Annotated in this window: 11 protein-coding genes; 2 read left to right on the top strand and 9 right to left on the bottom strand. The window is 43.3% G+C overall.

Annotated features, from left to right (window positions below):
• The first annotated feature begins 542 nt into the window (after positions 1-542).
• Entirely contained in the window at positions 543-4,604 is a 4,062-nt protein-coding gene (locus tag Q3A68_RS00750; protein ID WP_302899083.1) for a hybrid sensor histidine kinase/response regulator, read from the top strand.
• A gap of 90 nt (positions 4,605-4,694) precedes the next feature.
• Here the strand turns inward: Q3A68_RS00750 and Q3A68_RS00745 are convergent, their stop codons facing one another.
• From Q3A68_RS00745 to Q3A68_RS00715, 7 genes are all read right to left on the bottom strand, one after another.
• Complete coding sequence (locus Q3A68_RS00745; RefSeq protein WP_302899082.1) at positions 4,695-5,003, bottom strand: pyrimidine/purine nucleoside phosphorylase; 309 nt, start codon at positions 5,001-5,003, stop codon at positions 4,695-4,697.
• 543 nt (positions 5,004-5,546) lie between these two features.
• The gene (locus tag Q3A68_RS00740) at positions 5,547-5,918 is read right to left on the bottom strand and encodes a chorismate mutase (RefSeq protein WP_302899081.1); all 372 of its coding nucleotides are present in this window, start codon (positions 5,916-5,918) and stop codon (positions 5,547-5,549) included.
• Between the two features lie 106 nt (positions 5,919-6,024).
• Entirely contained in the window at positions 6,025-6,906 is an 882-nt protein-coding gene (locus Q3A68_RS00735) for a helix-turn-helix domain-containing protein (protein WP_302899080.1), read from the bottom strand.
• Between the two features lie 98 nt (positions 6,907-7,004).
• On the bottom strand, positions 7,005-7,415 hold the full coding sequence (locus Q3A68_RS00730; protein ID WP_302899079.1) for a nuclear transport factor 2 family protein: 411 nt from the start codon (positions 7,413-7,415) through the stop codon (positions 7,005-7,007).
• Between the two features lie 242 nt (positions 7,416-7,657).
• Entirely contained in the window at positions 7,658-8,191 is a 534-nt protein-coding gene (locus Q3A68_RS00725) for a carboxymuconolactone decarboxylase family protein (RefSeq protein ID WP_302899078.1), read from the bottom strand.
• 249 nt (positions 8,192-8,440) lie between these two features.
• On the bottom strand, positions 8,441-9,148 hold the full coding sequence (locus tag Q3A68_RS00720; protein WP_302899077.1) for a DUF3307 domain-containing protein: 708 nt from the start codon (positions 9,146-9,148) through the stop codon (positions 8,441-8,443).
• A gap of 7 nt (positions 9,149-9,155) precedes the next feature.
• Positions 9,156-9,779, bottom strand: coding sequence for a SatD family protein (locus Q3A68_RS00715; RefSeq protein ID WP_302899076.1), 624 nt, complete (start codon positions 9,777-9,779; stop codon positions 9,156-9,158).
• A gap of 223 nt (positions 9,780-10,002) precedes the next feature.
• Here Q3A68_RS00715 and Q3A68_RS00710 point away from each other — a divergent pair, with 223 nt between their 5' ends.
• Complete coding sequence (locus Q3A68_RS00710; RefSeq protein ID WP_302899075.1) at positions 10,003-11,250, top strand: BamA/TamA family outer membrane protein; 1,248 nt, start codon at positions 10,003-10,005, stop codon at positions 11,248-11,250.
• Between the two features lie 13 nt (positions 11,251-11,263).
• Here the strand turns inward: Q3A68_RS00710 and Q3A68_RS00705 are convergent, their stop codons facing one another.
• Together Q3A68_RS00705 and Q3A68_RS00700 are read right to left on the bottom strand one after the other, a co-directional pair.
• The gene (locus Q3A68_RS00705) at positions 11,264-11,662 is read right to left on the bottom strand and encodes a DUF4180 domain-containing protein (protein ID WP_302899074.1); all 399 of its coding nucleotides are present in this window, start codon (positions 11,660-11,662) and stop codon (positions 11,264-11,266) included.
• A gap of 136 nt (positions 11,663-11,798) precedes the next feature.
• Positions 11,799-12,140: an MmpS family transport accessory protein gene (locus Q3A68_RS00700; RefSeq protein ID WP_302899073.1), complete on the bottom strand. Its 342-nt coding sequence runs from the start codon at positions 12,138-12,140 to the stop codon at positions 11,799-11,801.
• Positions 12,141-12,216: the final 76 nt, after the last annotated feature.

Genomic DNA, 12,216 nt, shown 5'->3' with positions numbered 1-12,216 from the left:
AACACTTTGCTGAAGCTTTTATTTCACGGTGAAGGGTAGTTTAACAATCTTTAACATGCCTACGAAGCTTATTTGTGGTTGGAGAAGCAATCGGTATTTTGATTATTTGTCATTTGCAGAGTCGACTCACCCGGTCGACGCTTCGCTGGGCCACCCTCTCTTCGCTTCGCGGAAAGAGGATTTTTTGTTTTAAGACCCATTCTTTCCGCCTAAAGCTGAGAGGGGACAGAGGTGAGCCAACTCTGCGCGCTGTATTCAAAATCAATCAACCAATACATCTCGTTAAGATTCAGTTAATTAATGGGCAAAAAAATCATACGTTTTATCCACATTACTGAACTTATCTGTCTGACTCCTCGTACAAACCGAGAAATAAATAAGAAGTAATAAGTTTTCGTATAGGTTAAACACCGGGCGATTAACAATTACAATTGAAACCAGTACGGATGGTGATGAAGCGTAGCAAGTATTTTCTGTTTATCCTCCTGTTGTTGTGTTCACTTACAGGATTGTCCCAGAATCAGAGTTTTAATTTTGAGCACATGGGAACCCACGAAGGATTGTCCCAGATCAATGTCCTTTGTATTTTTCAGGATAGTCGCGGGTTTATGTGGGTAGGAACCATGGACGGGTTGAACCGCTATGATGGCTACAACTTTACCATTTACCGTAACGACGCCCAGGATAATAACACGATAGTAGGCAACTATGTTACGGATATTACAGAAGATAAGAATGGTGATTTGTGGATAGCTACCTTGGATGGGCTAAGCAAATTTGACCGGAAGAAGGAAAGCTTTACGCAATACAAACATGATTATAAAAATCCGGGAAGCATTTCGAGCAACCTGGTAAATAAACTAACATTTGATTCAAAAGGCAATTTATGGCTGGCTACTCAGAACGGGGGGCTGGATTGCCTGACAGCCGGAGCAAATAAATTCAGGCATTATACCCATTCTGTAAGAAATGCAGGCAGTATAAGCGATAATGATATTAATTGTGTACTGGAGGATTCTGGCCATAATTTGTGGGTGGGTACATCCACAGGAGGATTAAATCTTTTTGATCCGCAGGCAGGTACTTTTACAAAAATCATTAACCGGGATGGGAACGGTAAAATAACCGGCGCTCACGTTAGCTGTATTACAGAGGATAGAAACCACCATTTATGGATGGGAACGCAGGATGATGGAATGGTGGAATTTGATCCGGAGAAGGCGACTTTCAAAAATTTCAGGCATGACCCGAATTCAGGCAACTCGGTGCCCGGTAATAATATTTATGCCCTGGGTTTTGATGCGCACAATAACTTATGGATATGTGCCGACAATGGCGGCTTTTGTATATTTAACAACCAAACCGGCAAGTTTGCAACCTATAAATATGACGAACTTGATAACAACAGTATCAATGGCAATACCATTCATGCTGTTTATAAAGACAAGCGTGGCGATATGTGGTTGGGCGCCTTCAGCGGAGGGATAAGCCTGCTTAAAAAATCAACGGAAAGCTTTACGCATTACAAGCATAATTCATTTCCTAATTGCCTTTCCAATAACTATGTACTGTCGCTTTATGAAGATGCGAAGAAAAATATATGGGTGGGTACCGATGGCGGTGGATTGAATAAGTTTGACCCTGTGACCGGAACGTTTACCGTTTTTAAACAGCAGCAGCCAGGGAAAGCCGGTATTGCAGGCAATTATGTGCTGACGGTGAATGGCGACAATGAAGGCAATTTATGGGTAGGTACCTGGGGAGATGGGATGAGTGTGATGAACAAAGATGGCCGCACGGTCAGCTATTTTAAAAACAACCCGGCCGACCCGAACAGTTTGAGCGGGAATGAGGTGTATGGCATAATGCCTACCCGGGACAATACCATGTGGATAGCCACATTTTATAGTGGGCTAAACAGTTACGATAAAAAGACAAATACCTTTAAACACTACAGGCACGATGACAATAACCCTAAAAGCATAAGCAGCGATAAGCTGAGCTGTATGCTTGAAGACCGTAAGGGGAATTTCTGGGTAGGTACTTTTGACGCCGGCCTTAACCTGTTCGACCGGAAGACAAATACATTTACCCGCTTTCGTCATGATGAAAAGAGTAATAGCATCAGTAATAACACGGTGCCGGACATGATCGAGGATAGGAACGGTAAGATATGGCTCTGTACTTATGGTGGCCTGGACATGTTCGACCCTGAAACAAAGCATTTTACCGCTTATACCAAGAAAGACGGGTTGCCAAGCAACCTGGTTTACGCTCTGAAAGAGGATGACTTTGGCAAAATATGGGTAAGCAGCAGCGCCGGACTGTCTGTTTTTAACCCGGCTACTAAAACCTTTAAAAATTATACAACAGAAGATGGCTTGCAGGGTGATGAGTTTAAAGCGCACTCGGCATTAAAAACCCGCGACGGCAGATTGTATTTTGGCGGTGTAAACGGGTTTAACTCATTCACCCCTAATCAGGTTTTAAATAGTCAGGAGTTTTCGACTCTGGTTTTAACATCATTACAAATATTTAATAAACCTGTTCAGATTGCAAAAAACCGTTGGGACGGGTCGCCTCTTAAAGTGGATATTTCAGATACCAGGGCTATTAGTTTGTCTTACAGTCAGTCGGTTGTTACACTTCAATTTGCTGCTCTTGATTTTACTGCTGCGGATAAAAAGCATTATGCTTATATGCTGGAGAATTTTGATAAAACCTGGAATGATGTAGGCGCCCGCAATTCTGCAACTTATACCAACCTGTCGCCGGGTAAGTATACTTTCAAAGTGAAGTATAAAAATTCGCAGGGTAACTGGTCGCCTGTAGTTGCCAGTGTTCAAATCACTATTGTGCCGCCATTTTATTTAACCTGGTGGTTCAGGCTGGCAGCGGCGCTGGTTGTGATAGGCGGTGTTTATGGCATTTTCAGATACCGTATCGCCCGTGTCAACAAGCAAAAGCATATGCTCGAAAGACTGGTGAAGGAGCGCACGGATAGTTTGGAGAAAATGACTATCAATGAGCAGAAATCGCGCATTGAGGCTGAAAATGCCAACAAGGCAAAGAGTATTTTCCTGGCCACCATGAGCCACGAGATACGCACCCCGATGAATGGTGTGATCGGGATGACATCGCTTTTGGCAAATACGCAGCAAACACTGGAGCAGAAGGAATATACGGAGACCATTAAAACCTGCGGCGAAGCATTACTGGTGGTTATTAACGATATATTGGATTTTTCCAAGATCGAATCGGGCAGTATGGAGCTGGATGTTCATGATTTTGATCTGAGGGCTTGCGTGGAAAGCGTGCTGGATCTGTTTGCCGGAAAGGCAGCGAAGATAGACCTTGTTTACCAGATAGACAGCAGCGTGCCGCCGCAGATCATAGGCGATCAACTGCGGTTAAGGCAAATACTGATCAACCTGGTGAGCAATGCCATGAAATTTACGAAGACCGGGGAAGTATTTATCAGCGTGACGGCTGAAAACCGCGAAAATGATGACGTGGTATTATTGTTCAAGATACTGGATACCGGGATAGGGATACCTGAGGATAAGCTGAACAAGTTGTTCAAAGCCTTTTCACAGGTCGACTCGAGTACCACCCGTAAATACGGCGGAACCGGTCTTGGATTAGCAATAAGCGAAAAGCTGGTGAAATTGATGGGTGGCGAGATAGATGTGGAAAGTAAGGTAGGTGTCGGAACGACTTTCTCATTCACCATTAAAACCAAAGTAGGGGTTCAGCCACGGCGCAATTATGTAAAACTTAATATGGAAGATATCACCAACAAACACGTGTTAGTAGTTGATGATAACCCTACCAATCGTAATATTCTCGAAACACAGCTTAAACAATGGGACCTGGTACCTGTGATGGCAGAGTCGGGGGAGCAGGCATTGATGATCCTCTCTTTAAAACAGCCGGTAGACCTGGTGATCACGGATATGAATATGCCGGGCATGGATGGTGTTGAGCTGGCCCAAACCATTAAACAGAGCCATCCTAACCTTCCTATGATCCTGTTGAGTTCGGGCAATGAGCAAAGTAAGTATTCGGACAATCTGTTCAAGGCCATATTGATTAAACCGACCAAGCAACTGGTTTTACAAAATCATATAATTGAACTGTTAAAGACACACAACAGGCTTGCTAAAGAGATTGAGGTTGCAAAATCGCCGTTCTCAACAGACTTTGCCCTGAAATACCCGATGAGTATTTTGATAGCTGAGGATAACCTGATCAACCAGAAACTGGCGACACATATCTTATCTAAATTGGGTTACCCGGCTGATATAGCCAATAACGGGCGTGAGGCTGCTGATGCGGTAATGAACAAAAGGTACGACCTGGTGCTGATGGATGTGCAAATGCCCGAAATGGATGGCCTGGAAGCCACCCGGTTTATACGCGAACACGCAGACCCACAACCTATAATTATTGCTACTACAGCCAACGCCATGTCCGACGACAGGCAAATATGCCTCAGCGCCGGTATGGACGATTACCTGGCTAAACCCATGAAATTGCAGGATATTATGGGCGTCCTGGAAAAATGGGGGCAAAGGATAGTAAGTAAGGAAAAAGCGATTTGAAGTATTTGCGCTATAATTAGTCCGCGTTCAGCATGACACCCTTTTTTGATTTTCCGAACACCAGCAAAAGCTAGAAGAATTATAGTTTGCCTATCCGTAGTAGCAAATGTATGCCACATCTGTTTCACAATTGATGTCGAATACAATTCCTGCCGGAATGTTAAGTATATCCTGTTTCTTATGTTTTTGCCATTCGCCGCCAGGCAATTTGGTGCTTACCAGCCCTTCTATAAATACGATGGTTTCTTTGGTGTTGGTATCAAACTGATAAGTGCCTTTTTTCATGACCCCTAAGGTGGCGCGCCCTTTTTCGGTTTCGAGTACCAGGCTTTGAACCCTGCCTTCAAAATAGGTGTTGTGTAAAACCGGGCCGCCGGTCGAATTAGCTGAATTGCTCATTTTAACAATATTTTTTAAGGGCTCAAAACTAACATCTTTTTTAAGTTTTCGTTAGTCGTTATCTTACTTGTATACTGTGCGCCTTCTATTCTGCTAAGTATAGAGTAATCTAACTGGCACAATTCACCTAAAAACGATATTTTTGAATATGAAATAACTAATATTCTTCAATGCGTACACTAATAATTGCGGCTTCAGTTTTGTTACCGTTTATAATATTGGCAAATGTTGCCTTATTTCACCTACTGGTAAAAACTGCAATACGTCGAGTCGTTAAACCCGAATTAGAAAAAAGAAATTTAACTTACGTTAGTTACAAGTGGGCTGGGTTCTGGAGTTGCGGTGATTTTAGAAATGATTCAATGGATTTTGCGCTTTTCAAAACAGGACTGAACACTATATCCATTTACTCATATGTTTATTATAAAGATTCAGACGAAATAAAAAAGATAACGATAAAAATATATATCGTTGGTGTTGGGGTTAATAAAGTAGAATATAGTAATACAATTTAGCCATTAACGGATTGGTGGTCTAACACGCCTAATGGTTTTGCTTAATTTCTTCCTCTATCCGTAAACTTTCTTTGTGAATACTATTTAATATTTCGGTAACAAATTCGGCAGATAATCCCTCTTCTTTTCCCGCAGCGATCCCTTTTTCAAGAACCTGCTGAAAACGGGCTGCCTGGAGCGGGGGAATATGGTTCTTGGCTTTATAAATCCCGATTTCTCTGACCGCCTTTTCGCGTTCGCCGATCACTTTCATCAATAACCTGTCTAATGAATCTATTTTGCTGCGGTTAATTTCCAGGGTATTGTCAGGTGCCTGCTTTGTCTGTGCAGATTGTGCTTTGGCGGCTGTGTTAAGCAATGGCAACATTGCCAAAATCAAAAGATATTTATATTTTTTCATAGATTAAAGGTTAGGAATTTAACGTAAAAACCATGGTAAATCGTACTTAGCGGGAAGGCAAAATTCAAACCGCATTGGTTTTTCCAAATAAGAATGTTTGAGGATATTATGCTTCCGCCTTTGCAAATCCTACCGTTTCCCTATACAACTGTGGCGATACATCAGCGTTATTCTTAAAGAAACGGCTGAAGTAAAACTCATCGTTGAAGCCTAGTTCGTAGGCGATGGATTTTACGGGTTTCGAGGTGAGGTAGAGCTCCCGTTTGGCTTCTATCACAATGCGCTCAGCTATCATATTGGTGAGCGTTTTATTGAAATGATTTTTGGTGATCTTAGCCAGGGCCTTTGGCGAGATGTTCAGCAGGTCGGCATACTCAGCAGGGGAGTGCTTGGTTTTAAAGTTTTCTTCTAATGCATTTTTGAGGCTTTGCAATACGAACGGTTCTTTTAAACCGGAAATTTCTGCAGAAGCCATTGGGCTTTGTTCGACCCGAAGGCGTGAACCATTGATCAGGAATATTTTCAGATAAGATATCAGCAATTCGTACTGAGCCAACGCTGCGTTTTGCATTTCGATCTGCATCTGCTCAATGATGTTCAGAAATGAGGCGATATCCTTCTCCGCGAGTGTAATGAACGGCGGCTGATAAATGTTGTTGAACAAAACGCCATTGCAAGCCACCTCTTTCTGGTGCAGGTGAATGCAAAAGAAATCGGGATGAAAGTTGAGGATCACACCACTCAGATCATCATCAGCATTTATCATAAAAGGCTGATAAGGTGAAAAGCACATCAGCACCTGCCCGGAAAAATCATACGTGGAGAAATCGGACTTTAACTTACCGCCGCCCGACAGGTTGATGATGACCGTATAATAATTATTGCGCTGGACATGATCAAAATGACTATCGTCGTTATAAGAGAAAATCTTAAAAGCCAGGTTGCCGTTTTGGGGGTCGACCAGCGTTAGTGGTTTTTGCGTTTGCATTGCTTATTTCAGTTTTCGGTCTGACTGTTTCGGGTTTACTCCATCCTCCTCCTTCCTCTAAATTTAGAGGAAGGTATCACACGGTCCAGAATGTATATTTATAATTTCCTGTCCGACTCTTTTATTGGTAAATCATTGATGCTGGCATAACGCTTACGCATGTAACCATCTTCGTCAAACTCCCAAAGTTCGTTGCCATAGCTGCGGTACCAATTGCTCGAGTCGTCGTGCCATTCGTATTCAAAACGTACCGCCATCCGGTTCTCACGAAAGCCCCACAACTCTTTTTTCAATTTATAATCCAGCTCTTTTGCCCATTTGCGTTTCAGGAAGGCCACCACTTCTTCGCGGCCATTGATAAACTCGGTGCGGTTGCGCCATTCGGTATCAATGGTGTAGGCTAATGCTACGCGTTCGGGGTCGCGGGTGTTCCAGGCATCTTCGGCAGCCTGCACTTTTTGCAGGGCGGTTTCCATATTGAATGGAGGAATTGGGAATCTCTTTTCCATGGTTAATGTTTTCTGGTTTTAATCAGCAAGCCGGCAAAGATAGATATGTACTATGCTTTATTGGGTTTGCTGCGGGTCAAATTAAATGTTGTATTAGCAAATCGCCTGTTTGACTCACCCGGTAGTTGCTCCGCTCGACCACCCTCTCCACAGCAAGCGGTAAAGATGAAGTTTTCTTTTTCCCCTCTTTATGGCTTGCCATAGAGAGGGTCGACCAGCGCGGCGTAGTCGGGGTGAGTTTTTTATAACGCTGGTGTTAAAGGAAAATCAACCGGCACTTCGGTCAGGTTGTGCAAATAATTCATAATGGTTTTGTCGCCAATCAGCATAATCACATCAATAAGACTGCCCTCAGTATAACCTGCTGCAAAAAAGTTGTCGACCAGGGCACTATCGGCTTTTCCGCGGTTCTCGGTAATGTTTTTTGCCAGTTTTACCAGAGCATCCAGTTTGGCATCAAATGAAGCGCTGCCGTTGCGGATCTCGATAATTTGATCGTCGGTAAGGCCATTCATTTTGCCAATAGCGGTGTGTGCGCTCAAACAATAGATACAATTATTTACCTGGCTCACGATCAAATTAACCGCTTCTTTTTCTTTGCCGCGTAATGAAGTTTTGCCGCTCTGAAAAGTGATATAGTTGCCCAGTGCATTATCGGCATATGCCATTACTGCATATAGATTGGGCACCATACCTATTTTTTGTTTAAGTGTGTCGAATATTGCCTGGTTGTTTTCTGATACTTGTTCCCTTGTTGGTACTGCGAAAGTTTTCATTGTCTTTAACTTTAAATTTTTCTGTTTGAATTGATAAGTCAAAGTTGCGCAGTTTGGCTTCGCAAAGGAATGGAGGATGGGAGCAAGGACATGGACGATTTTCCCGGTGGGGGCTAGGCAGATCGCTTGCAGAGTTGACTCACCCCGACGACGCTACGCTGGTCGCCCCTCTCTTCCGCGAACGGTAAAGAGGGGAGAAAGGAAGAATTAAGAGGATAGCCTTTGGTTTGTCAAACTGTTTGCAAAATCTTACAATGATTTTGAAATCACAATCCCGATAATCGCGGCGAAGGCGAAGCTCATCAGGGTTCCTATTAAAACATATTCTGTTTTCTTCTGGGTGTTTTCTTTATCGCTGAAGCGGAGGATGGATTTTGCTGCGATGAGGAAACCTACGGCGGCAAACTGGTTGCTTATGATGAACGTGAGTATCAGCAGTCGCTCAAAAAAACCTATCCATACGCCTGCTTTGGCCAGCCCTTCTTTATTTACTTCGGCAGCTTCGCGCCATTTTTCGGTTGCCATGCCTATAATGTAGCCCAGCGGCCAGGTAACCAGTACGTATCCGGTAACAATGAGCAAAAACCCGGTGTTCTGCGCCAGTGCCGTCAGATAGTTCCAAACGGTATGCAGGTTGAAGCTGACGATCATCCAGAGGGCTATGACAACCAGGATATGAAAAAGCTGATCGAGCAGGAAATAAGTCAGGGTTTCGGGGCGGTTCAGTTTCCAGAGGTCGATAACGAAATGGGATACCATTATTGCCAGCGGGAGCCACCAGTTGTGCCATAATCCTGAAAAAAGATAGATCAGAGCACCAGCCACTAGTACATGAAGGTAGAGCTTACCTGAGCGGTGTTTCTTTTGCTTCTTGTGGTTTACCCATGCTGTTGGCTGCAGCACAAAATCTGTGAGCAGGTGGGCAACTATCAGACGTAATAACAGGTTCAGCTCCATCAAATTATTACATTAACGATGCAATATAGCGCATTGTTTTATCAATTTCTTTCCAGCGGGAGAGCTTTATCCGGTTGTTTACTGCCGATTGGGCTATTTTTAATTCGTCGGCCATTTCCTGTTGTGTTTTCCCTTCGAGTAAAAGAAATATCACTTCGGCCTGGTTTTTTGTCCATTGGGTGATGATGATATTAGCCAGGTTGAGGATGATATTTAACTGTTCGTTCAGTTCGGGATCGTTGGTTGATACCTGGAAATAGTTTTGCGTGGCTTTCATTTCATCAAAGGCCCGGCCCGATAAATGGAAGGCTTCTCCATCCGAATCCAAAACTGATTTTCCGAAATAGGCCACATCGCCGACGCCGATAGATAAACGGGCATCAAGGGAATCTTTTTCGGTTCCGTCATGATAACTTTTAAGCCAGCACCTGATCTGTATGCTTCTTTTCAGCGCCTCGGCCACATCATCAAACAGAAGCTGGAAACTATCGCCCCTGAATATTTCCGCATCTTCAGGTTTAAGCACCCACGATTTGATCAACGCGCTGGTCCGATCAATCAGTTCAGCACGTTTATCTGCGGCTATTGATGTAGAATTAGCAATATCTCCGGTCACCACGCTATACTTCATATCGTAAAATTATCTATTTAAAATTAGATAATAAATAAATATCTATAAAATAATTGATAATTTGTATTTATCTATCTAATAATAGATAATACGTAAATTTAATCAGATAGTTTTATTATGCTTAGATTAAAAGCAATGCGAGGTTTTTTTTCACTGATTAAAAACTTTAATATTGCGACCCTGTATCACTTATAGACCGGGTAGTCACTTTACAACTTTATCAATGAAGCGGTTTTTCGCTGTTATTTTTTTACTGTTTCTGGGTTTTGCTTTTTGTGCTACCCTGTACGCCCAGGACAGGCAGCTTATTCCTATTACCAAATATCCGCGTAAAGACACGGCCATTATAATGCCGCAGGATGTTACCCAGCAAACGGATATTTCGGACGTTTTGCAGTCCATCTTTGTAAAAAACTATAAGCCCGCCAAGTTAGATACCATTGGCCGCAAGCCTATTGTATCGTTTGTGCCTGCTGTGGGTTACTCGCTGCAAACCAAGTTTGCCGGTACGCTTACGGGAAACATCGTTTTCCGCTCGTCGCCTGATTCAAAGGTGTCAGCTATCACCACCAGTATGGGGTTTACGCAACGCCGGCAGTTTACTTTGCCCATTGTATCCAATATCTGGTCGCGCAATAATAAGTTTGTATTTGTGGGCGATGCCCGTTTTTATATCTACCCACAAAGTACCTATGGTTTGGGTACCAACTCAAACATCAGGAACGAAGACCCGATGCGGTATAATTTGTTCCGCTTTTCGGAAGTGGTGCTGCGGCAGATCACCGGCAACTTTTACCTCGGTGGGGGCTACAAGCTGATGCAGCACTGGGGCATATCGCATAAGGGTCCGCTGGACGGGGCGCCGTCTGATTATGAAGCTTACGGGGCAAGTACCCGCACCACCTCATCGGGGTTGAGTATAAATGGTTTGTTTGATAGCCGGGATAACTCGGTGAACGCCTCCAAAGGGTTTTACGCTGCGATACAGTATTACGACTACAAGAAAATATTGGGCAGCAATACCGACTGGAAATCGGTGGTGATAGATATACGCAAGTATTTCCGCCTGCCTGCGAATTCGGATAATGTGATCGCCTTCTGGTCGTACAACTGGCTTACGCTGGCCGGGCGACCGCCATATCTTGATCTGCCAAGTACCTCGTGGGATACCTATTCAACCACCGGGCGGGGATATATCCAAAGCCGTTTCCGCGGTTCAAAAATGGTGTATTTAGAAACGGAGTACCGCTTTAAGATCACCCCCAACGGCTTGATTGGCGGGGTGGTGTTCCTGAACGGGGAGAGTTTCTCGGCTGCTCCGGGCACCCACTTACAATCTATCCAACCGGGCTATGGCCCGGGTTTGCGCATTAAGCTGAGCAAGGTATCCAAAACCAACCTGGATATTGATTATGGCTTTGGCAACCAGGGTTCAAAAGGATTGTTTTTGACGGTGGGAGAGGTGTTTTAGGGGGGAGTCGGAATTAAAACCCACTCAATGCTTCATCTACTGACGGAGTAAATTTGATAAGATTGCCTTTATTGCTTTCAAAAACAAAATCTCTGAGACTTTTACTTTCAATATCGTTGAAATCACCAATGATAGCTAATCTCACTCTGCGGTTTGAAAATTTTTGCAATACTTCACCTGCCAAACCAGTCTTTAACTCAAAAAAATCTGGTGAAAGTTGATCGGCTTTTATTATTATACCGTCGAAACCTTGATAATATAGGTCATTGAGGAGTTGAGCCCCATCTTCAGGCGATTTGATAAGAACGGAATCCGACAACACTTCGGCAATCTGTACGCCGTTTTTTTGATGTGATATGATCTGCATATTTGCTAAGGTTGCAAATATAGATTTATGTCTTTCCCAAAACACACGCAGGGGATCAAATATTTTGTGTTCCGCAGAGTCTCTCGCAGAGGACCTTGCGGCGACAACAAGACCATTTAAATAAAAAGGCGGGTCATCTGATTGAATGACCCGCCTGTATGTTTGACATTAAATATTAAAATTAAGGAACCATTGCTGTAATAGATATGCTGCTTGAGTTTCCGTTGCTTTGTGCGGTTTGATTGCTATCAATGTAGATTTTTCCACCTACGTTGCTGCCGTCAACACTTACCGCGGTCAATTTAACAGTCATGCCGTTATCGGTAGTTGCAAAACTCAGTGACCAGTTTGCCGGAGCGTTGGTTACGGTTTGTATATTCCCATTTTGGTCTGTATAAGTAATGGTTGAACTGGCTGTACCCTGAGTAGTGTACCTTACCACATGTGAATTACTCTTTTTACAAGAAGAAAATGCAAATGCAGATAATACAATTAACAGGGAATAAATAATAACTTTTTTCATAACGGGAGTTTTAGTTTCTGTGTATTTTCTTGTTTCTTTAAACTTCTTAATTAAAGCTTCATTGTTTACACTGAGT

Origin of the sequence: Mucilaginibacter tolerans, from assembly GCF_030519375.1 — a bacterium.
Taxonomy (GTDB): Bacteria; Bacteroidota; Bacteroidia; order Sphingobacteriales; family Sphingobacteriaceae; genus Mucilaginibacter.
The sequence above is the reverse complement of the archived record's forward strand: the minus strand, read 5'-3'. Positions and strand labels throughout refer to the sequence as shown.